19 protein-coding genes are annotated in these 23,297 nt (G+C 28.1%); 8 read left to right on the plus strand and 11 right to left on the minus strand.

What is annotated here, in order from left to right; translation table 11 throughout:
* Positions 1 to 2: 2 nt before the first annotated feature.
* Positions 3 to 998, minus strand: a complete 996-nt coding sequence (locus ACRC28_RS02755; RefSeq protein WP_438541926.1) for a polysaccharide deacetylase family protein — start codon at positions 996 to 998, stop codon at positions 3 to 5.
* A gap of 1,038 nt (positions 999 to 2,036) precedes the next feature.
* Here ACRC28_RS02755 and ACRC28_RS02760 point away from each other — a divergent pair.
* From ACRC28_RS02760 to ACRC28_RS02775, 4 genes are all read left to right on the plus strand, one after another.
* Complete coding sequence (locus ACRC28_RS02760) at positions 2,037 to 3,218, plus strand: class I SAM-dependent methyltransferase (RefSeq protein WP_438541927.1); 1,182 nt, start codon at positions 2,037 to 2,039, stop codon at positions 3,216 to 3,218.
* Between the two features lie 179 nt (positions 3,219 to 3,397).
* Positions 3,398 to 3,721, plus strand: a complete 324-nt coding sequence (locus ACRC28_RS02765) for an SdpI family protein (protein ID WP_438541928.1) — start codon at positions 3,398 to 3,400, stop codon at positions 3,719 to 3,721.
* Between the two features lie 450 nt (positions 3,722 to 4,171).
* The gene (gene fba, locus ACRC28_RS02770; protein WP_438541929.1) at positions 4,172 to 5,035 is read left to right on the plus strand and encodes a class II fructose-1,6-bisphosphate aldolase; all 864 of its coding nucleotides are present in this window, start codon (positions 4,172 to 4,174) and stop codon (positions 5,033 to 5,035) included.
* Between the two features lie 267 nt (positions 5,036 to 5,302).
* The gene (locus ACRC28_RS02775; protein WP_438541930.1) at positions 5,303 to 6,448 is read left to right on the plus strand and encodes a lysozyme inhibitor LprI family protein; all 1,146 of its coding nucleotides are present in this window, start codon (positions 5,303 to 5,305) and stop codon (positions 6,446 to 6,448) included.
* Positions 6,449 to 6,513: 65 nt separating this feature from the next.
* Here ACRC28_RS02775 and ACRC28_RS02780 read toward each other — a convergent pair whose 3' ends face one another.
* The 7 genes from ACRC28_RS02780 to ACRC28_RS02810 form a co-directional block, all read right to left on the minus strand.
* Positions 6,514 to 6,834, minus strand: a complete 321-nt coding sequence (locus tag ACRC28_RS02780; RefSeq protein ID WP_438541931.1) for a hypothetical protein — start codon at positions 6,832 to 6,834, stop codon at positions 6,514 to 6,516.
* A 61-nt stretch (positions 6,835 to 6,895) separates the two neighbouring features.
* A complete protein-coding gene (locus ACRC28_RS02785) occupies positions 6,896 to 7,291 on the minus strand; it encodes a hypothetical protein (RefSeq protein ID WP_438541932.1) in 396 nt (131 codons plus the stop codon).
* Positions 7,292 to 7,638: 347 nt separating this feature from the next.
* The gene (locus ACRC28_RS02790) at positions 7,639 to 8,394 is read right to left on the minus strand and encodes a hypothetical protein (protein ID WP_438541933.1); all 756 of its coding nucleotides are present in this window, start codon (positions 8,392 to 8,394) and stop codon (positions 7,639 to 7,641) included.
* Between the two features lie 3 nt (positions 8,395 to 8,397).
* Positions 8,398 to 10,701, minus strand: a complete 2,304-nt coding sequence (locus ACRC28_RS02795; protein ID WP_438541934.1) for a DEAD/DEAH box helicase — start codon at positions 10,699 to 10,701, stop codon at positions 8,398 to 8,400.
* Between the two features lie 65 nt (positions 10,702 to 10,766).
* Complete coding sequence (locus ACRC28_RS02800) at positions 10,767 to 12,491, minus strand: UvrD-helicase domain-containing protein (RefSeq protein WP_438541935.1); 1,725 nt, start codon at positions 12,489 to 12,491, stop codon at positions 10,767 to 10,769.
* 486 nt (positions 12,492 to 12,977) lie between these two features.
* Positions 12,978 to 13,607, minus strand: coding sequence for a hypothetical protein (locus tag ACRC28_RS02805; protein ID WP_438541936.1), 630 nt, complete (start codon positions 13,605 to 13,607; stop codon positions 12,978 to 12,980).
* The gene (locus tag ACRC28_RS02810; protein WP_438541937.1) at positions 13,604 to 16,132 is read right to left on the minus strand and encodes a UvrD-helicase domain-containing protein; all 2,529 of its coding nucleotides are present in this window, start codon (positions 16,130 to 16,132) and stop codon (positions 13,604 to 13,606) included. Before ACRC28_RS02810 ends, ACRC28_RS02805 begins: the two co-directional genes overlap by 4 nt.
* A 192-nt stretch (positions 16,133 to 16,324) precedes the next feature.
* Here ACRC28_RS02810 and ACRC28_RS02815 point away from each other — a divergent pair, with 192 nt between their 5' ends.
* From ACRC28_RS02815 to ACRC28_RS02825, 3 genes are all read left to right on the plus strand, one after another.
* Complete coding sequence (locus ACRC28_RS02815) at positions 16,325 to 16,486, plus strand: hypothetical protein (RefSeq protein WP_438541938.1); 162 nt, start codon at positions 16,325 to 16,327, stop codon at positions 16,484 to 16,486.
* Between the two features lie 120 nt (positions 16,487 to 16,606).
* Entirely contained in the window at positions 16,607 to 17,377 is a 771-nt protein-coding gene (locus tag ACRC28_RS02820) for a nucleoside phosphorylase (protein ID WP_438541939.1), read from the plus strand.
* A 127-nt stretch (positions 17,378 to 17,504) separates the two neighbouring features.
* Positions 17,505 to 18,008 carry a hypothetical protein gene (locus tag ACRC28_RS02825; RefSeq protein ID WP_438541940.1) on the plus strand — a complete coding sequence of 168 codons (504 nt, stop codon included), beginning with the start codon at positions 17,505 to 17,507 and terminating at the stop codon, positions 18,006 to 18,008.
* A 27-nt stretch (positions 18,009 to 18,035) separates the two neighbouring features.
* On the opposite strand, the gene ACRC28_RS02830 is transcribed toward ACRC28_RS02825, so the two are convergent.
* On the minus strand, positions 18,036 to 18,758 hold the full coding sequence (locus ACRC28_RS02830) for a lysozyme inhibitor LprI family protein (RefSeq protein WP_438541941.1): 723 nt from the start codon (positions 18,756 to 18,758) through the stop codon (positions 18,036 to 18,038).
* 245 nt (positions 18,759 to 19,003) lie between these two features.
* On the opposite strand from ACRC28_RS02830, the gene ACRC28_RS02835 reads away from it, so the two are divergent.
* On the plus strand, positions 19,004 to 19,993 hold the full coding sequence (locus tag ACRC28_RS02835; protein ID WP_438541942.1) for a hypothetical protein: 990 nt from the start codon (positions 19,004 to 19,006) through the stop codon (positions 19,991 to 19,993).
* Positions 19,994 to 20,141: 148 nt separating this feature from the next.
* Here the strand turns inward: ACRC28_RS02835 and katG are convergent, their stop codons facing one another.
* The gene (katG, locus tag ACRC28_RS02840; protein WP_438541943.1) at positions 20,142 to 22,391 is read right to left on the minus strand and encodes a catalase/peroxidase HPI; all 2,250 of its coding nucleotides are present in this window, start codon (positions 22,389 to 22,391) and stop codon (positions 20,142 to 20,144) included.
* Between the two features lie 349 nt (positions 22,392 to 22,740).
* On the minus strand, positions 22,741 to 23,297 hold a 557-nt coding region (locus ACRC28_RS02845; protein ID WP_438541944.1), incomplete at its 5' end, for a LytR/AlgR family response regulator transcription factor.

Here is a 23,297-nt window from a genome sequence, read left to right on the forward strand (position 1 = left end):
AGTTAATTATTTGTTCCACTATCTGTATTATTTGTTGTATTTGGAAGTGGTGAGTTTTCTATAACCTTGAATGAGTATCCATGGTCTTTGTAGTATTTTATTATGTCTGGCAGTGCAGTTACTGATGTTCCTTTTGCTGCTGCATCGTGCATTAATAAAATTACATGTTCTTCATTTGTTGATTCTTTCATTGCTGTACTTATAAGTTTGCTTGGAGCTATATTGTTTCCTGTTGCATCTCCTGTTTCTGCATCCCAATCAATTGAAACTATATTACAATCTTTATATGCAGTATTTAATGCTTTTAGGTTTGGATCATGATAGTAAGATCTTGACATATATCCACCTGGCATTCTTATAACTCTTGTATTAAAGCCATCTCCTAAGATGTTTCTCATCATTTCATCTGTTTTAGTTATTTCCTTCATAAATACATTCACATTCACACTATTTCCAGGGTATAATTTATGAAAATCATGTGAGTATGTATGATTTCCTATAGCATTTCCACTTTCATAAGCTTCTTTTAAATATTCCTGATTTTGTTTTGATTCTAAATTACTTCCCATTGCAAAGAATGTTGCATGTACATCATTTTCTTTAAGGATTTTTAAAATCTTTGGTGTATTTTCACTTGGTCCATCATCAAAAGTTAAAAATACTTCTTTTTCATTATTCACCTTTTTAGCTGTTTCAACCATGTCAAAAACATCATTTGCAGGTACTGCATAGGCTTTTGCGCTATCTATTATATTATTTCCACTTTGAGGATATCCATATTTATTAGAAACTTCCTCTTTTACTGGCGGCTTTTTCACTTCTTCTTTTTTCACATTGGTACTAGTAGTGTCTGTTTTAGTATCTGTTTGTTTTGTCTGCTCACTCTTTTTATGATTTGCCAAAGCGATGCTAGTCCCTCCAACAACTACTACAACTAACGCTACAATTGCTATAACTAGTTTGTAATTACCTCTTTTTTTTCTTTTTCTGTTCCCCATTAATTTCCCCTCCAGAACATTTTCTTTTGTCTATAATTATTCTACATTATTTTCAAAGTCTAAAAGTTAAAAATTTGATACATTTGTGTATATTTTTATTAATTTTTTGTCATTTTTTAAATTTATTAAACTTTTACAGAATTTTATTTCCATTTCATGCTTTTTTGTATTATAATAAAAAAATTCTAACTGAAAGGAGATTTTTATGCCAAACCCCTCACCTAAAGCTTATAAAAAAGTAATCTTTATAACAATAATTTTTGTTTTTTTTAATATATCCTTCTTTTCTAAAGTAATTTATGCACAAAAATTAAACACAAAAAGCCTATCTACTTCCTCCTTTTTAGACTTTAAAGTAATTAATCTTTATAAATTTAATAAGACACCTTCCTTTCATAATAATTATCCAATCCTTAATTTCTCAAACAGCCATAAATTTAAAAAACACTCTAAATTTACGCTTATCACAAAAATATTTTTATTTCTTTCTCTTTTAATAATTATATCTATAATCTTTTCCTTTATATTTTTATAAAACTCCTAAAAACTTAGGGGTTTTATAACTAATTTTATGTCTTTTTTATAAATAGAACTTTCCTCTTTCCTTAGATTAAATACGGTATTTTTCAAATATTACTTTTCTTTATCACCCTAACTTTCCTCACTCTTTATTAACATACAAGTTACATTTTATCAATCTTCTTAATATTTAAAGGCTTTTTTCTTTCTTTAGACTCTTTATTCATTAAAATTTATTATTTTCCTTTTCATCCTTAGTATTCCTTCTAATCCATTGATTTTATTAGCATTAGTATTCTATAATATTTAACTTTCTTAGTTATTCGAAGTATTTCTATGTTTTTTAGAGTTTTTATGATATTTTATGCATTTTTCAGCTTTTTTCAGTCTTTTTTCCTCTTTTTCTTTATTTTAATTTAAATTTTAGATAAATGTATAATCTTTCTATGTTAAGTTAATAATTTTATATGGGTACATATTAAACAGATTAAACGCAAATTTAAACATGAGGTGAATAAAATGGCAATGGATAAAACGATTGTAAAATCATTCTGTAAAAAATTAAGTGATAAACCTTTTACTCTTAAACTTTGGGATGGAGAAGAAATAAACTATGGTGAAGGAAATCCTGAATTTAAAGTAATAATAAATGAATTCCCTTCAAAAAAAGAACTTTTAGCTGATGCAAGTGTTGTTCTTGGAGAAGCTTATATGGATGGAAAAATCGATTTAGAAGGAAATCTTCAAGAAATATTTGAAAGCATAATGAGACAAAGCGACAGTTTCTTAAACGAAAGTATTCTTTTAAAATTCGTTGGAAAAATAGCTTCAAACTCAAGATCAAAATCAAAAAATGATATTTCTAGTCACTACGATATCGGAAATGACTTCTACTCAATCTGGCTTGATAAAACTATGAGTTATTCATGTGGATATTTTAAAAATGAAGATGATACACTTTATGATGCCCAGATGAATAAAATCCACCACATCTTAAAGAAATTAAACCTTCAAGAAGGTCAATCTCTTTTAGACGTTGGTTGTGGATGGGGTTACTTAGTTATAGAAGCTGCTAAACTTTACAAAGTTAAAGCTACTGGAATAACTTTAAGTGAAGAACAATTCAAAAAAGGTAACGAAAGAATTAAAGAATTAGGACTTGAAGATTTAGTAGAAATCAAATTCATGGACTACAGAGACCTTAAAAAGAGCGGACTTGAGTTCGATAGAGTTGTAAGTGTTGGTATGGCTGAGCACGTTGGACACAACAACTTACCATTATACTTCGAAAACATAAATGCAGTTCTTAAAAAAGGTGGATTATTCTTACTTCACAACATAACAAACCCAATTGAAACAGAAGGAAACCACTGGATTACTAAATACATTTTCCCAGGTGGATACGTTCCAACAGTTAGAGAAGAGCTTCACATAGCTGCTGAATTAGACTTCAGAGTAGTAGATGTTGAATCATTAAGATTACACTACATGAAAACTCTTATGCACTGGTTAGATAACTTTGATGAGAACATCGACCAAGTTAAAACTATGTTCGATGAAAGATTCATAAGAATGTGGAGATTATACTTAGCATCATGTGCTGCTGCTTTCCACTACTGGACTATAGATATTCATCAAATGTTATTTACAAAAGGAACAAACAACGATCTTCCAATGACAAGAAAATACCTTTATAATTAAGAGTTAAAAATTAAAAATGAAGAATTATGGAAGCCAAAATTGCAAAGCAATTTTGGCTTTTTTTATAACAAGTATTCTAGAATTTAAACAAATGACTTTTAAAATTATATATCAAATGTTTATTTTTCTAATTTTTGGTATATAATTGGATATATAACGTTGTTGGAGGTGTATTTAATATGTTACTGGAAATTTCGATTGTATTTTTTATAATAAGTGTTCTTTTTAAAATATTTAGACCCACAAAAAGAAATTTTTTGTACGGATATAGAACCCCGCTCTCTAAATCATCACAACTTAACTGGGATGAAGCACAAAGGTACTCATCTACAATTTTTATTATTGTTAGCATAATATTATTTACTTTTGCAATAATATTTGAATTTACAAAATTGCCTTATGAACAATTATCTACCATAATGCTTATATTTGGAGCTATTATAAGTATTTTTATTTTTACAGAACAACATTTAAAGAAATTTCAAAATAAGATAATAGGATAAATGGAGGGGTATGTTTTAGTATCTCTCCTTTTAAGTCTAAAAAATTTTCCCTCCTCCCTATCAACTCTTCCCTATCAACTCTTCCCTATTAACTAAAAAAGCTCTCCTACGATAAAAATTATCTCTAGATAATTTTTGAGTCCACTATAAAATCCCTTGGATTCCCCCCATCAATTCTCAATTTTCAATTATTAATTCTTAAATTTTCCCCACCTGCCGTTTTTCGTTCCCACTCCCCCTCTAATCCCTTATTTTATCTATCTTCCCGTCCTTTAAACTCCAATCTTTTTTCTGTTTTTTTAACGACTTTTTTTACAAATTTCTGCTTATCCTATTTGCATATTTTTCTTTTTGGGGTATACTACTAATGAGAGTATAAGAAATTTATGAATTATCATACATTTCTTAATATTTCAATTATTTAATTACAAGTATATGGAGGTTTTGTATATGTTAGTTTCAGCAAAAGAAATGTTACAAAAAGCTAGAGAAGGTAAATATGCTGTTGGTCAATTCAACATCAATAACTTAGAGTGGACTAAAGCTATACTTTTAACAGCTCAAGAAAATAACTCACCTGTAATCTTAGGAGTTTCTGAAGGTGCAGGAAAATACATGACAGGATATAAAACAGTGGTTGGTATGACTACTGCTATGATAGAAGAATTAAACATAACTGTTCCTGTTGCATTACACTTAGACCACGGTAGCTACGAAGGATGTTACAAATGTATCGAAGCTGGGTTCTCATCAATCATGTTTGATGGATCACACTACCCAATCGAAGAAAACATCGCTAAAACTACTGAGTTAGTTAAAGTTGCTAACGAAAAAGGTTTATCATTAGAAGCAGAAGTTGGTTCAATCGGTGGAGAAGAAGACGGTGTTGTTGGAGCTGGTGAAATCGCTGACGCTAATGAGTGTAAGCAAATCGCTGACTTAAATGTTACAATGTTAGCTGCTGGTATCGGAAACATCCACGGACAATACCCATCAAACTGGGCTGGATTAGATTTTGAAGCATTAGCTAAAATCAACGATGCTACTGGAAACATGCCATTAGTATTACACGGTGGAACTGGAATTCCTGACGAAATGATAGCTAAAGCTATATCTTTAGGAGTTGCTAAAATCAACGTTAACACTGAGTGTCAATTAGTATTTGCAGCAGCAACTAGAAAATATGTTGAAGCAGGAAAAGATTTAGAAGGAAAAGGATTCGATCCAAGAAAACTTTTAAACCCTGGTTTTGAAGCTATAAAAGATATCGTTAAAGAAAAAATGGTTCTTTTCGGATCAGTTAACAGAGCTTAATTTATTAGCTTAAAAAGAGTGCAATACTGCACTCTTTTTTTATTTTATCAATAAATAAACTGTAATCTTTTCAATTTATCACTATATTCTATCTTTAACTCTAAACTCCATCACTCTTTTATTTCTTTAACTCCTCTATTCATATTTCACCTCTACTCTTCTTCTCCTAAAAGGTTGTATAATACTGTTTGTACTTTAAAGGAGGTTTTTATACATATGTCGCAAACTTTAAATTTAAACAAAGATAACCAGAATGAGAAACCTACAATGTCTTCTCAAAAAAACAAGAATTTCAACAATAATTTTAATGGAAAGAAAAAATCTTCTTCTACAATTAAAATTTTAATCGGTATCATAATCGCTATTTTAATAATTGTAGCCGCTATAATTACTTTTTGTTTTTACAAAAATAGTACTGAAGTAGATGCTTTTAAAACTGCACTTACAAAATTCAATTCTGTAAATGCTGAACTTAACAAAACTGATAGTAATGATATAACTGAAAATAAATTAACTTCATTTGCTACTTCATTAAATGACCTATCAGGAGAATTTGATGTCTTTTCAAAAGAAGTTCTTTTAGGTAAAGACAATAGAATTAAAGCTAAAGATTACAGTGCTTTAGCTAAATATCTTTCTTATAAAGAAAGTTTTCTTGTTTCAGTTTTAAAAATTCAAAATGAATGTCAAAGTATTGTTGGTACTCCTGGACCAGATCAAGTTCAAAATATAATAGATGATTTCCAAAATTTATTATCAAACAATAATTTTATTCAAATGATAAATATCTATAACGGAAATTCATTTGTTCAAAGTAAGTTACCAAACAATCTTACACCACCTGCTATGAAAAACCATATCAATTCTATGGTTAATAAGCTTTCTGCTCTTAAAAATGGGGAGAATTTTGTTAATGGTATTGATAACGCATTTGGACAAGATGCAACTTTCACTGATAGCTCAGTAGCAAATGCTAATACTGACACTGATACTAGCGTTCCTACAGCTTATGCTAGCACGCCTTCAGAAAAAGCTCGTGTAAGTAGTAGTAATTCGTCATCTGAACCTGCTTATGTTCAAAATTTACACGCTTTATCAGGAAAGTACCAAACTTTAATTTCTAATGCATTAAATCAATTTGGTAATGAGGATGGCGGAAACTTAGTTTTACCTAATGATCCTTCATCAGCAGCTTCTGTAACTAAGCAGTATTACAATACATGGAATACTATCTTAAATGATGTTTGGCAAGATTTAGAGGCTAATTTACCTTCAGATCAAATGTCTATTCTTAGATCTCAAGAAACTGATTGGATCAACTCTAAGGATGGAAAAACTCCAGCTGAAGTTGCTCAAATGACTAAAGACCGTACAATGTATCTAATAAACACATATATTACACCAAATAATTAAAAAATTTAAAGGAGCTATTCACTAAATTAATTAGTAGAATAGCTCCTTTTCTCTTTATTTTTAAATTATTGATTTATCCATTCAACAGCTTGTGCTATAGATGATGCACTATCAGTTCCATCAACTTTAGTTATAAGTAATATATCAGTTACTCTTAAATGTTCCATAAGCTTTTCTTTCATTTCTTCTGCACTTAACTCACTTTTAACTAAAAAGCTGTCTGGCATCATATTTGCCCATTTTCCAAAAGTTTTGATAGTTCCTACAACTTCATAATCATCACGTACTTCGTGATTGTGCTCATGTGTGTGCTCTCCACTTTCACATCCACACCCACATCCATGTGATTCTTCTTGTAAATAAAAATTTATGCTATATGTATTCATATAAATCTCCTTTAAATATGTTTTATATTTAAATTATAGCTTATATTAATGGTAAATGCTATTAGTAAATAATTTCTACATCTAAATCTAGCTTTTTATCTTTATCTACATTATGTATTGCGACTCTAACATGTCCACTATACCCTTTTTCTAAATACCCTATAACTATAGTTTCATGAACTTGTCCATTATTATCTTTGTACCTTAAAAGAACAACATTCTCCCCTTCTACATCCTCTGTGTTATGATAATAATCTATACTCTCATAGCTATTAACACTTATATTATCAATCTTATCTCCCTTTGCATAGACCAGTTCTAAATCCTTGACTACTTCATTTGCATTATTTTGAATAGTAATTCTATACTCACTCTTTAAAAACACTCTTGTAACAACAGTCAAAAGAATTAAAAGCCCTATTGAACAACCTACTATAATTTTATTTTTCTTCTTCATCCTCTTCTCCTTAAATTATTCTATATATACTTCTAATTCTATCACTTATTTACATAAAATTCATAATATTATTTTTTTATTCATAATTTAAATATTAATTTATAAAATTTAGTTATAGATATATATCCTTTTCTTAAATTCAAATGTATACATATAATACCTCCTCACATATAGATAACAAATTTTATGAAAATAAAATTCTCCTTATTATTTACCATAAGAAAAAAACTGCCTTAAATGACAGTTTTTATTCTTATAATTCTATTATATTTCTTAAATTTTCTTTTATTTTATCTTCATTTTTTAAGTCTATATATTCAACAATTATAATCTTGTCTTTATTATCTTCAGAAATTAACATTCTTAAACTTTACTTTTCTTATTTTTTTAAATATTTCTTCATACATCATACAATTTTCCTGATTCTCTTGTAATCTACTATATAATGTAGCAATTTCTTCAAAATCCTCAATTTTATTTGTTAGAATTTCTAATTCATCTATTTTTTTATTTTCACTTCCTCGTATCATTATCAATATATTTTCATTTTCTAAACTTAGTATGCATGTATTTTCTTTAATTTCTTCCTTATTTTTAATTTCTATCATCATTTCACCATTTATTGATAAAAATATTTTTTCTTTAATATTATTTATATAAAATATATGTGCTAGAATTTTTTCTTTCTCATCTAATTCCTTTGATAATCCTTCTGTTATATATTGATTTCCTTTTTCCGATAACTCAAATTTTTCTAGCATATCAATTTCTTCTATTTCTTCTATTACTTCTGCAACCTCTAGATCATCATCTATTCCTTCAATATAATCCTCCACCTCTAAAACTTCTATCTCTTCAAAATCTTCTATATCCCCCATATACCAACACGAATTAATTATATACTCCTCTTTTATAAGCTTTCTCAATAACTTCTTTATTATATCCTTGCTATTCTTAATCATAAATTTCTCTTCTAAAACTTCAAACAAATTCATTTTAGAAAATAAGTTTTTATTTTGTATCAGTTTTAATATTGGCCATTCTAACGCCATTGGTTTTCTAGTTTTCCTTGAAAGTTTATATTCTACAGTTACTGTTCTCATTATCTACCTCTCATTTGAATCTATATAACATCCATTATTTTTAAGTTTATTTATTATCTCACCATATATTTTAGTTTTCTTTCCATTATGCTCTATCTCTAAGTTTTTATATACTTCTGCTGAACCGATAATTTTCAAAAATTCTTTTGCTCTTGAAAATGCTACATTTATTCTTCTAAAATCTTTCATATGTTTTGAAACTTTTTTATCTTTTGGATTACTTACCATGCTAACTAACACAACATCTCTTTCTTTTCCTTGAAAACTATCTACTGTATTTACTTCTATTTTCAAATTTTTTAACTTCATTTTATTAATCTCTGAATTTATCGCCTTTATTTGTGCTCCATAAAAACTAATTACTGCAACTTCTAATGGTCTCTTAGCTTTTTTATTTAAATTTTCTAATTCTTTCTTTATTATTCTTACTTCATATAAATTTTTTCTTGATGTATTATCCATATTTTCAAATGCTATACGTCCATCTTCATTCTTATGCGAATCAATCCAGATAACAGAATTCTCCTTTATCTCTGTTAATCTATTTTCTTTTTTCCCGCAAATCAATTTATTGTTATAAAAAACATTAATTATCTCTTGAATTTCTTTTCTCATTCTATATTGAGTATTTAATGTTATTTTTAATGAATCACTAGCTCGTTCAAAATACTCTCCAAATAAACTTTTGCTAACTAATCTTTTAGTTTCTTTATATTTTTCTTTTGCCTCCTCTCTATCTTCATCATCATATACTTTTAAATATTCTTTTTCACTTAACTTCCATATAGGCATTAATTGATTTTGATCTCCTACTAATATAACTTTCTTTCCTTTTTCCATACTCATTATAGCTTCTGCTAATAATGCCTTACTAACCTCATCTATAATTACTGCATCAAACTCTGCTAAATTATACCTCATAAGTTCTTCACTTCTTGCTGTGCAAGATATTCCTACTACATTACAATTATTCAAATATTCTTGAATAAAATTATCTTTTTCTACATCATCTTTTATTTTTTCTTCTAAAACCTCTAACCATTCAGTTAGAATTTTAAATATTTCATACTCTAACTCCTTTTCTTTTTGTATATTTTTAGATTGATTCTTTATTCTTTCAATAGATTTTTCAATACCAATACAAATTTTTTCTTCATCTAATTCCTCAATCTCTAATAAATATTCTTCAATTTCCTGTAATCTTTTTTCTTTATCATTAAAAATTTCTTCTATATTGCCTTCTAAAACTAATTTTTTTACTCCATCTAAAATAGATTTATAATATTCTCTTATTATATTTTCTTTTGTAAACTTCTTTGCTCCCTCTGAAATTTTTTCTAATCTTCCAAATCTAATCATTCTAATAGCTGAATCCACTTCTAACTTTTCTAATACATTATCAACTGCTAAATTAGTTTGGGATGCTATTAAAACTCGCTTTCCTCTTTTCACCAATTGATATATACCTTCTGCTATCACTGTAGTTTTTCCTGTACCTGGTGGTCCTTGTATCAAATATAGTTCTCTTGAATTTACAATTCCATTAATCGCCTCTTTTTGACTAGTATTTAATTCATTTTCACTTAAATAACTATCTACTTTAATATTATCTAGTTCATCATCCGCATAGCTTGAATCTAATATCCACCTTCCTAATGATCTATTTGTCATTTCTTTACCTTTTATTATTTTATCTAATACTTCTATCTGCCTTTTATATAAATCTAGAAAACCACCTATCCCCTTAGATAAAAAACCTTGTTCTGGTATATTATCTATATTCAATTCTTCATTTGAAAACTCTATTAAATAATTTTTACTCTGCTCTATTTTTATTATTTTTCCATTAAATGTTCCTGCTATAACCCCTCTCACTCTCTTATGTTCATTAAATTTAAATTTTTCTCTATCTTCTCCATAAACTGAATATTCGCAATCAAATATCATTATTTCATTGCCTGTCAGAAACTCATTATATTCACCATATTTTTCCTCATCAAAATCAACTTGAAATATTATTTTATTTTTTGCCACCTTAAACTCTGAATAAAATATTCCAATTAATGTGTTCTTTTCATACTTCTCACACCAATTAATATACTCTTTCCATTTTTCTAGTTTATTTTTTTCTTCTACAATTTCATCATCTATAATTTCCTCTTCTTCGCTACATACTTTTCTCACCCTTTTTTTTCTTCTTTTTTTCTGCTCTTCAGTTAATATTTTCCTAGGTTTCTTTATAATCCATTCCTCATTTTCATCAATCTCTTCCAAATTTAGATATTCATCTAATTCTATAACTTTCATTAGCACCATCCTCCTATATTTTAGTTTTATAAAAAGATGATACTTTTAAATATCATCTTTTTTGCCTACCTTAAAATATTTTCAATTTCTCTCATATATTCTCCAACTTTATCCTTTATTATATAAAGCCTTTCTGATGCTCTAGTTATTCCAACATAAATAAGCTTTCTTCCCATTCTATCTCCTTTTCCTGACCATTCATCAATTCCTGTTAATAAAACTACCTTCGCTTCTAATCCTTTTGATGATTGATATGTTGTCAATATTATTTTATCTTCATTGTCTTCTACATCTGAAATATATCGTACATGAGTTTTAATACTATAATCTAAACTTGAAAGTAATTCATTTTTTGCTTTACCACCTCTTATAAGTATTAAAATATCCTTGTTTCTGTACCCTTCCTTTTTTAGGTTTCTAATTATATTATTTATCTCATATTCAGCTTCTATTTTTATCTCGCCTATTTCTTTTGCTTTTATTTCTAATTTTTCACCTTCATCTTTATAAAACTTATTAACTTCCTTTTTTAAACTTTCATTTCTTGATAAAAAGTTTATCGCAAGTCTCATATGCTCTGTTGAACCTCTATAAGATGTTTTTAAAAGTTTCGATCTCCCTTGCATATTAATCCCCATTGATGCCCAACTTACTTCTTTTTCATTATAGATCCCTTGTAATCTATCTCCTGCTAAGAATATATTTTTTAGAACCTTACCTTTATATTCATGGCTCTTCGCTAACATTAAGCATAATTCAATCCAACTATTTCTAAAATCTTGATATTCATCAATTAAAACAGCATCATATATCTCATTTGCATTTACTTTAGCTAATCTTGGCATTTCTTCATCAAACCATTCATCTGATGCCATATCAAATGGTTTTTTAGAATTTGCAAATCTATAAGCAATTTTATGAAAATTAGTGATTTCTATATTTTCTAAACTAATGTTTATACTCTCATTCTCAGAAAATTTCTCATCAAGCTTGTCTATTTTTTCTTTTAGCTTATATGCCAAAGATTTATTGTATGTCACAATTAAAATTTTCCATTCTGGATTTTCTCTAATCAAATGTACCGCTCTAGAAATTAACATAACTGTTTTCCCACTTCCTGGAACACCTGTCACTAAATAATGCCCCATTGGAAGTCTCTTAACAAATTCTTCTTGTTCAGAATCTAATACACTCACATCCTCTACTCCCTCTATTTTCTCTAAGGACTCAGTAGTCTTTATTACTTCTAACTCTGGAAATAATGCTAATCTTATTTCCTTTAAGTTTGCTTCTGTATAATTTACTTTTCCTCCTGTAAATATTTTATCTAATGATATTTTTTCTAAATCTCCTTTGAAGCAATATTTTATATCCTTTCTAAATAATAACTCCAACTTTTTATTATCTTTATTTTCTATATTCGTAAACCAAACAACTCTTTCTATATTATCTCCATCTATGTCAAAATCATTATTATATAATGCACTTTCTAATGTACTTTTATATCCTTTAACTTGACTTATAGGGTTTTCTACAGTACGTTCTTTTAATTCTACATTTCTATTAGTTACTTTATTAATATAACTTTCTCCCCAGTCTTTTACTTCAATTATGCTTATCCCCCTCTTGTTATCTATAATAATAAAATCTGGTCTTTTACTCCCTAATTTTGATTGACTATAAACATAAACTTCATTTTCAGTATCTTTATATACCTCTTTAATAGCTTTTAATACTCGTGTTTCTCCACTAGTTAATTCAACGCTTTTATTAACTAAAATTCTTACCATTTCGTTAGCCCCTTTTTTATTAATTCATTCAAAATATATGCCTAAATAACTTATTTATTAGCAAATATCCTCTACTTAACTCAATTTTTCTTGATTTTTTTAAAATTCTGCGTCATATAAGAACTTATATCAACTCTTTTATATTTTTTTATTTTCAAAAAACCTAGTAGATTTCATTTTCTACTAGGTTTATTCCTTAACTTTTTTCATTTAAAAATACTCTTGAAACTCAACATATATTCTTTTATTTTCTCTAACTTTCCATCTTTTAAAGGCTGTAAATGCTGATTTTCCTTTTAAATTTCTTATTATTTCTTTTTTCAATTTCTTCCCTTCTCTTTGATCCCATCAAAATTTATATAATTAAATTCATTTGCTTCTAAACTCTTATTTTCATTATGTCTATTATAGTAAAACTTTATCCTTTCACTATTTTTCTTTTACAATTTCAAAAGAGCTACCTCATTTATAAACAGTTTTTAGTTCCTACTTGTCTATTTCTAATATTGATTTATTTGCTTTTTTATAATCTTTCATTGCCTTTTCTATATTTCCAAGAGATTCACTTGCCTTCCCTCTATTATAATAATCTTGTCTTTCTGGAATTTTTCCATTTTTTATTTTTTCTAATATATGTTTATTGAAATACTCGAAGCTAGCCTCATATTCTTCATTTTCATAATACAAGCTACCCAATGCCTTTTTATCTTCCACTTCTGCATTTTTTGAAGTTTTAACTATTTCCTCACTTATAAATTTTCTTAAGCTTTCTATCTCTCTATTGGTTTTCTCAATCTCTTTATTAACTATATCTATAGAATACTTACTCATTTTATTTTCGATAAAATCTTTTATTTCCTCTATTTCTTCTAACCTTTTCTCCTTATTTTTGTCATTTAACCAATCTAATGTTTTATTTAATTCCTTTAAGCTTTTTATTGTTCCATCTGCATTTTCTTCTATCTTTGATATGCTTTGATTTTCTATTAATTTTAATAAGGTTTCATTTAATCCATTAATAGTTTTTCCAAATTCATTTATATTTTTTGCTACTCCATTAACTTTTTCAATACTCTCTACTAACATATTCATATTATTTTTTGAATTTAAACTCATCTCTTCTTACCTCCCATCAACTCATTTATTATTCCTATCTCTTCCCCTATTCCTTTAATTCTTTCATTTATCTCGTTTAAGCTTTTATTTAATTCTAGTGCTAAAGCTTCTAGCCTATCCCTATATAACTCTTTTAATCCTATAGTCCATTCTACATCCTCATTATTCTCTACAATCTTAAATATATTTACCCCCATCTTCACTCCTTCTTCTTTTATATAATCAAAGGATTTTTCTTGATACACTAAGGTTTCTATAATTTTTAATTTATTTTTTGTTTTTCTAAATTGTTCTTCTGCAAGCTTATATTCTCTAGCCTCTAAAAATGACTTTCCTGCACTCTCGTAGTATCCTTCTTCTGCTTGGATATATCCTTTGCATCTATAAATATCATGTTCTCCCATGTTAGATAATTCATATTGTACTATCGCCTTTTTATACTCCCCTTCGTTTTCTAATGTTCTTCCTAACTCATAATAATCTTCCATTGTTGATTTTTTTGATAAATTTAATTTTTCTACATTAAACTTTTCTATATACTTTCCATACTTCTTTATTAATCTATATATTTCATTGTCTGTATCACTTTCTATAAAGCATATTGTTTCTGTAGCTCTTGTTATTCCCACATATAATGCATTAAAGGCAATCCTATATTTTTCTTTTTCTTCTATACTATTATCTTCAAATATCTTTTTCCATGCTTCCTTATATTTAGATATTAGATTTATACAAACAACATATTTTCTTTCAATTCCTTTTATAGAATTTATAGTAAATAATGTATCCTTTAGCTTTAAGCTTTCTTCTATCGCCTTCTTCTCTTCTTCTGTACTAGCAATTATCCCTACATAATGTCTTTTTGCTGCTATTTGGAGTATTTCCTTTCTATTTTCGTCACTATCTTTCAATATAAATATATTCCCATTTTCCACTTTTGCATTTTTCTCAAATTCTCTATCCGTCTTATGCTTCATATACTTTTGTCTTATCCTTGTTATCTCATTCGTCATCTCTACAACATTTTTACTATTTCTATAGTTTTTTGATAGATATTTCTTAGTAAAATTACTTAATCCATTATTCATTTTATATAAATATTCAATTCTTCCTGGCTCAAAATAAGTTGGATTTATAGTTTGATTATAGTCTCCACAAAACAATATATTTTCTATATTTCTTGTATATTTGAGTAATGCATATATTTGTATTTCCGTTAAATCTTGAATTTCATCACATATTAAAAAATCAAACTTTCTTAAACTCCCTCTACTATTTTTTAAAGCCTTTCTTCCTATATCATTTTCATCAAATAGATTATTTTTCTTAAGCCAATCATTATATTTTTTTGCTATCTTATAAATCTCTGTTCTTTCCTCTTTTTCATATACTGTATATTTACTTGTTAATTTAAGATATGTCTCTTCCGAAATCATTTCTTTTTTACTAATACATTTATCTAGATAGTTATATATATTTTTCATTGATTTTTTAAGTGATTTATAATTTTTATTCTTTTTTATTTTTTCATAAGTCTCTCCAAGCATTTCTGTGTTTAAAATAAGCTTGTCTTCAACTTTAATTAAATTGCATTCTATCAAACATTCCTTTGTATCTTCTATTAAAAGTTCTTCATCTATCTCAATTTTTTCCCACTCAATACTGACTAGCCCTTTTATTATTCCACGAATTTCTTTCCAAATTTCATAAGAATTTTCTTTATTATATTGTTCTTTATACCACCTTTCAAACTTCCCATACTTTACATAAAAGTCATTTTTACTTTGCTTAAGTAAAAACTTATTTACCTCAATAAATTCAGCATTATCTAAAACTTCCTCTTCATTTCTTTTACAAATTTCTTTAAATACCTCCTTTGAAAAATCCACTAAATTTTTCGAATAGGTCATATATTTTAACTTTACATTCTTATTTTTGCAGATTGTAAATGCCTTATTTATAGAAATTATAGTTTTACCACTTCCTGCACTTCCAAATAAAAATAATGGCTTTATATCTCTGCTTATTATTTCGTATTGTTCCTCTGTTAAATAATAATTAGGCTTTAACTCATTTTCATTTATTCTTCCTTCATCTATTATTATGGAAATTTCTCTTTCAGGATTATATTCATACTGTTTATAATCCTTTTCTAATCTTTTCTCTAGCTTTTCCTCTAGCTTCTCCTCTAGTAAATTTCCAGTTATTCTAGTTTTCTTAATTTTAAACTGATCATCATGCCTACAATATCTTATAAATATAAGTGAATCTTTAAACTCACTTCTAATATTTTCTATATCTTTAGCATAAGCAAAAACTATTCTATCTCCTCTATTCACTCTAAATTTATATAATTTATTTTTAACATTCTTTATCGGTCCCACTTTAAATCCTTTTTGAAAATTTTTTATATTTCCATCACATCTTTTATATTCTTCAACAAACTCTTTAATCGCTTCAATAGCTATTTTCTTCTCAGCTCTAGGTACCCTTTTACAAAAATCCGATACTAATATATTTTTCATTTTTCTTCCCCTATTTTCTTATTCTTTTATACATCCTTCTTATATATATATTCTTATTATTGAATTCTCAATTTTATTAACATATTAATAGGCTTTCTTTTCTTTAACTAAATAAGTCTAATCTTTTCTCCTTTGAATGATTTATATTTTTTTGCTACTATTTATTTATTATAGATAAAAGGAGACTTTCTTATGTCAATGCAAGATATAATTTGCCCTCATTGTGGCAAAAGTACTGGTAAACGTGCTATAAATGATAATTTAGTTACTGGTTCTAACCATGTAGTTTGTTCTAAGTGTCATAAATCATTTACTTGGCAAAGTAACCATGGAAAAGTTAAAACTTCAAAATAAATTTTTCTAAAAAACCATCATTCATTGATGGCTTTTTTCACATTAAATAAAAATAGTACTACATCGTATCTCTTATAATATACATATTGTAAGAGATTTTTAAATATAAGAGGTGATTCTATGATACTTGAAGAATTTGATGATAGTAAATCTGCAGTGATTAATGCTTTTGATGTTGTTGCTCCAATTGATGGATTTCCAAAGATTGCAGTGTCTTGTTTTTCACAAGTTACTCTTGATAGATTGGTTGATGAACTTAATGGAATTAAAATAGCTTCAATAAATACAGCTAATATGGAGATTCCTGTTTATAAGGTAATTTATAAAGGATTAGATGTTTGTTTGTTTATGTCTTGTGTTGGTGCGGCTGCTTGTGTTTCTGTAATTGAGGATGTCTTTGCTATGGGTGCTTCAAAACTGATTATTTTTGGAACTTGTGGTGTGTTAGATTCATCTATAGATGATTGTTCTATAATTATTCCTAATATGGCTATTAGAGATGAAGGGACTAGCTTTCATTATGCACCACCTTCTGATGAGATAGTTGTTAATTTAAAGTATTCTGATGTATTTATAGATATTTTAGAAAGGCATAAATTAAAATATACTATAGGAAAAGTATGGACTACAGATGGAATATATAGAGAGACTAGAAAAAAAGTTAATATTAGAAAATCTCAAGGATGTATTTGTGTTGATATGGAGTGTTCAGCAGTTTCTGCTCTTTCACAGTTTAGAGAAAAAGATGTGTTTCACTTCTTTTATGCAGCTGATAATTTAGATAGTGAAGTATGGGACTCACGTAGTTTAGCAAATGATTCTAATCCATTAGCTAAAGATAAAATTGCAACTGCTTCTATGGAATTAGCCTTATCTATCGGATTCAAATAGAACATCTCCTAGTAAAGTTTTCTCTTACTAGGAGATGTTTTTCTACAAAATTCATATTTCTTCCATATCCGATCTATTTTAAATACATATTTCTCCATTACAATTTATATAAAAAGGAGGTTTTACTATGTTACTTAAAATAATACTCTCATTAATATCCCTAGCAATTTTTCTAATTACCTTTAAATTTGATTTGCAAATTAGAAAAATAAAACTAGACCCTACAAAAAAACTTATTTATAGCCATTCACCTATAATATCAGGAATGCCTAAAGTGGTTGTCTCTTTCTTATCTCTTCTAACCATTTTAAACCTTTTTACAGATAACTATACTACAATAAGAGCACTCCTTAGCATGTGGTGGATTATTCTTGTTCCATCTCTTATTAAACTCATGAGAGACAACTATATAGTCCTTGGTGAAAATTCTATTGAAATAAATTTAAAAGATACAGTGCTTTTTAATGATATTAAAGAAGTATCTTATACAAATTTAACTACAGAAACCTCTCCAAACACGAAAATTAAAATAGACCTTCATCTTATAAATGATACCTCTAAATCAATAACCTTTAGAGATGAATATGAAGCAAGTAACCTATACAAAAAGCTACAAGCCCTTTCTAATTAAAGAGCTTATAGCTTGTTTTCTTTTCCTTTAATCTAAGTAATTATCAATTAAGTATCTTATTCTTTTACACGTTTCTCTTCCTTGCTTGTCTATATATACCACATCTCCTGGCTTACCTACAGTGCTTGCAATTCTATCTCTCTCTTTTATCCACTCTACTTGATTTTGCTGTAATCTTTTGTATACGTCTGGCTTTAATATTTTTCTTAAATCTCCCCAAAGTTCATTTAAAGTAGTATCAACTTCACCATAAAACATTTTAGCTCCTTCTAATTCACGTCCTGTTTCATATATTGGTCCACCACCATTTTCCGAAAAAGCAGTGCCATATATATATCTAAAGTTTGATTTTTCCTCATATTTATCTTTTAAAGCTTCAACTTCTCCCTCAGTTACTCCTTTTTTATAAATTCCAATTGTATCATCATCATTATCTTCTACTTTATTGTTAACTACTGGCTTATTGTTATTTGTTGGTTTATTATTTGTTGCTGGTTTGTTATTTACTACAGGCTTTTTATTTTCCTCTACTCTATCATCATTGTCTTCTACTTCAAAATCATCATCCTTTTCATCTTCTAAATCCTCTAATTTTTCATCATTTTTATCATTCCTATCATTTTCTACCACACTACTTGAAATTTCATTCTTCTTTTTATCTTCTCTTTTTTCAATTGTCTTATATCCTGCAAATAATACTGTTCCTCCTAATATTACTGATAACATTATTCCTATACTCTTTTTATTCATCTTAATTCCTCCACTTGTCCATCTTTTCATTCTTTATCCATTTAAATAATTATCTAACATCTTATTCTATTGCAGACTTCTGCTCACATTAAATTTTCATCTTTTATTTACATTTATTAATTTATTTTAACATAATTTTAATATAATTAAAATATTTTTAAAATAATTTTTAATTCTAAATTTCTCATTTTTAATTCTAATCTCACATATATATACACATAACTATTTATATGGGGGAATAAATTTTGAAAATTGAATCTATTAATATGAAAAACTCAAAATCTGAAATGATTGAAAAATATAATAAGCTTGTAGAAGAGTATAAATCTCTTTCTTCTACTAATATTGATGTTAAAAAGATTGAAAAGGAAAAGAAAACTACACAAGTTATAGAGTCTGCTGATTCTATTGTTTCTATGAATATTCTAAATGAGGATATTGTAAAGAAATATACTGACCTTAATGAAGCAATTTCTTTAAAGAAGGAAGAGTTAAAGGAACTTTTTGATTTAGAAGTAGAGGCTCATTCTTTTATCTCTTTAATTAATGCACATAATGAAAAAATGATTGATTTAAAAGAAGAATATGAAAAAGAATTTAAAGACCTACAAACAGAACTTTCTGACAGAAAGGCTCTTCAAAAAAAGGAGCTTGAAAAGCTTGAAGCTGAGAAAAAAGAGGCTTTATTAGAGCTTGATAATAAGCATAAGGAAAGAAAAATTGAACTTGATAAAATTAGAAAAAGAGATGAAGAAGAATACGCATACTCTTTTGAAAGAAAAAAGAAGGAAGATGAAGATTCCTTCAATGACTTAAAATTGCAAAGTGAAAAAGCTTTAAAAGAAAAAGAAGAAGATTTTGAAAAGCGTAATAAAGAATTAAAAGAAAAAGAAAAGGAATTTGAAGACTTTAAAAAGAAAGTAGATGAAATCCCTGAAAAGTTAGAAGAAGCTAAAAAAGAAGGGGCTGAAGCTAAGGAAAAAGAGCTTGGACGTGAATATGGCTATAAAAAGCATATGTACGAAAAAGAAAAAGAATTCTTAGTTAAATCTCTTGAAGACAAGCTTGAACGTTTAGAAAAAGAACTTCAAAAATCTCTTGAAGAAAAACTTGAGCTTACTCGTAAGTTAGATAATTCATACCTTGAAATAAAAGCTTTAGCAACAGAAACAGTAAAATCTACTGGAGGGGTTAAAATCTTAGGAAATCCTAATGTTAGCGACTCTAAAAAATAATTTACATCCTAGTGAGGAAATGCCCTTACTAGGATTCTTTTCTTTACATTTTAACTAACTATGAAATTGCTTTTTTTCTTAAGGATAAAGCCACAACCTTAGAGAAAAAAACTACAAGCCATTTCTAAAGCTTGTAGTCTTATAATACTTATTCTTTTTTACTGCACTTTACTATGTCGAATCTGTCTGCATTCATTACTTTATTCCATGCCTTAACAAAGTCTTTTAAAAACTTATCCTTTGAATCACTGCTTGCATAAATTTCTGCAATTGCTCTTAACTGAGAATTTGAACCAAAGATTAAGTCAACCCTAGTTCCAGTCCATTTCTTTTCATTTGTTTCTCTATCATATCCTATAAATAAATCTTCATTATCATTATCTTTTTCCCATCTTATTTTCATATCTAAGATATTTATAAAGAAGTCATTTGATAACACACCTGGATTTTCTGTTAATACACCATGCTTTTCTTTTTTATAGTTTATATCTAAACTTCTAAGCCCTCCTAGTAAAACTGTAAGTTCTGGTGCTGTTAGTTTTAAAAGTTGTGCTTTATCAACCATTAATTTTTCTGCCTTTACCTCAAACTTTTGCTTTAGATAATTTCTAAATGGGTCATGGAATGGTTCTAAAACTTTAAATGAGTTTACATCTGTCTGCTCCTGTACTGCATCAAGTCTTCCTCTTTCAAAAGGTATTTCTAAATCTATGTTAGCCTTTTTAGCCGCTCTTTCTATTCCTAAATTCCCACCTAAAACTATCATATCTGCAAGGCTTACCTTGCATTCATTTTTACTGTTAAAGCTTTCTTTAACTTCTTCTAAGCTTTTTAAAACCTTTTTAAGTCTTTCAGGTTCATTTACTTCCCACTCAATTTGTGGCATTAATCTTATTCTAGCACCATTTGCACCACCACGACTGTCACTTCCTCTAAAGGTTGAAGCCGAGCCCCAGGCTACATATATTAAATCTGAATTTTCTATATTTTTTTCTTCAATCATCTTTTTTAAGATAGGAATATCTTTTTCTTCTATAATTTTATGAGTAGCCTTTGGAAGAGGGTCTTGCCATATAAAGTCTTCCTCTGGAACCTCTGGTCCATAATACTTTGTCTTCGGCCCCATATCTCTGTGAGTAAGCTTAAACCAAGCATTTGCAAAAGCCTTTTCAAACTTTTCTTTATTTTTATGAAAATCCCTTGCTATAGGCTCATAGATCTGGTCCATTCTAAGAGATAAATCAGCAGTTGTCATCATAGGTGCATGAGTTTCAGCATTTCCCTTTTCAGCATCAGGAACAGTTTCCTTTGCTTTAGGGTCAGTTGGCCTCCACTGAAAAGCTCCACCAGGCCCCTTATGTAAATCCCACTCATAGCGGAAAAGTGTATCAAAATAATTCATGTCCCATGCTGTAGGAGTGCTATTCCAAGCCCCTTCAATTCCATTAGATATAGTATCTCTTCCCTTTCCACTTTTAAAAGAACTTTTCCAACCAAGCCCCATTTCTTCAATTGCTGCCCCTTCAGGCTCTTTTCCTACATACTCCTTAGCCTTTGCTGCTCCATGAGATTTTCCAAAGGTGTGACCTCCTGCAACTAATGCAACAGTTTCCTCATCATTCATTCCCATTCTTCTAAAGGTTTCACGCACATCTTTCCCAGATTCAATTGCACTTGGCTCACCATCTGGGCCTTCTGGATTTACATAAATAAGTCCCATTTGAACTGCAGCTAAAGGGTCTTCAAGCTTTAAAGCTTCATACCTTTCATTATCAAGCCACTTTTTTTCCTTTCCCCAATATGTGTCTTCCTCTGGTTCAAAAACATCTTTTCTTCCTCCACCAAAGCCTACCATTTTAAGCCCCATAGATTCAAAGGCACAGTTTCCTGTTAATATGATCAAATCTGCCCAAGATATTTTATTTCCATACTTTTGTTTTATAGGCCAAAGAAGCCTTCTTGCCTTATCTAAATTAATATTATCAGGCCAACTGTTTAAAGGTGCAAACCTTTGATATGCACTATTAGAACCACCTCTACCATCACCAATTCTATAAGTACCTGCACTATGCCAAGCCATTCTTATAAAAAATGGACCATAATGACCATAATCTGCTGGCCACCAATCCTTAGAATCAGTCATAAGAGCCTTAATATCCTCTTTAAGAGCTTCATAATTAAGTGAATTAAATTCATCTACGTAATCAAAATCCTTATCCATAGGTGAAACCTTCTCAGAATTTTGGCTTAAAATCTTTAAATTTAAACTATCAGGCCACCACTCTTTATTAGAAGTTCCATCAGAAACCATCTCTTTATTCTTATCCTGTCCACCACCTAAACCTTCCCTATCCTTAGCTCTTGTTTTTCCTGTAACAGGACATCTCATTTCAGACATTAAAATTCCTCCTTAATTTTTAAGTTACAATAATAATATCTCCTAAACCCTTTTTTATAATTCACCTATTTTTTATATACGAAAAAAGCCTTCTTATTTGAGGACCAATTCAAATAAGAAGACTTTCTCTAAAAAATAATTGATAAAAAAATCACTACCCTTAGTCTAACATTCTCTGCTTTTTATTCAATCCCTTTGGTCTAACATGTATGTATTCTTTACTAAGATGTATTCTAGATTTACATTTTCATCATTTTATTGTCGGTTTTTTCATATTATTTTAATTATTTAATAATATTTATCCTTTAAAAATAACTCTTTACTAATTATGTATATGCATAATTTAATTTTAAACTATATCTCTATTATTAAAAAATTCATCTAAAGTATGTTTTACATCTTTTAATCTTAATCTACTAATAGGAATTATTTCTCCCTCATTAAGTTCTAAGTCTGTTTTTTCTAATTTTAATATATATCTTGCATTTACTAAATATGATTTATGACATCTTATAAAATATAAATTTCCTAATCTATTTTCTAAATCTCCCATTCTCTCATGTACATCTACAAAGGTTTTATCATAATGAATTCTAACTAATTTACCAACTGTTTCTATATATGAAATTCTAGCTATTGGAATTCTTATCCCACCTGTACTTTCCTTTATTGTTAAAAAGTCTCCTCTATTCATATAATACTTAATAAGAAGTCTTCTAAACTGAGCTACAAGCCTCTCCTTATTTTTCCCTTCTATTGGTTTTAACATATAATTAAAAGCTCCTATATCGAAACAATCTAATGTATATTTAGTCACATATGAAAGAAATATTAAGTCTATTTTCTTATCAAAAGCTTTAATATGTTTTCCAAGAATCACACCATACTCATCCTCAATGTGAGTTT

Source organism: Clostridium sp., assembly GCF_051650885.1.
In the GTDB taxonomy this organism is placed as follows: domain Bacteria; phylum Bacillota; class Clostridia; order Clostridiales; family Clostridiaceae; genus Clostridium.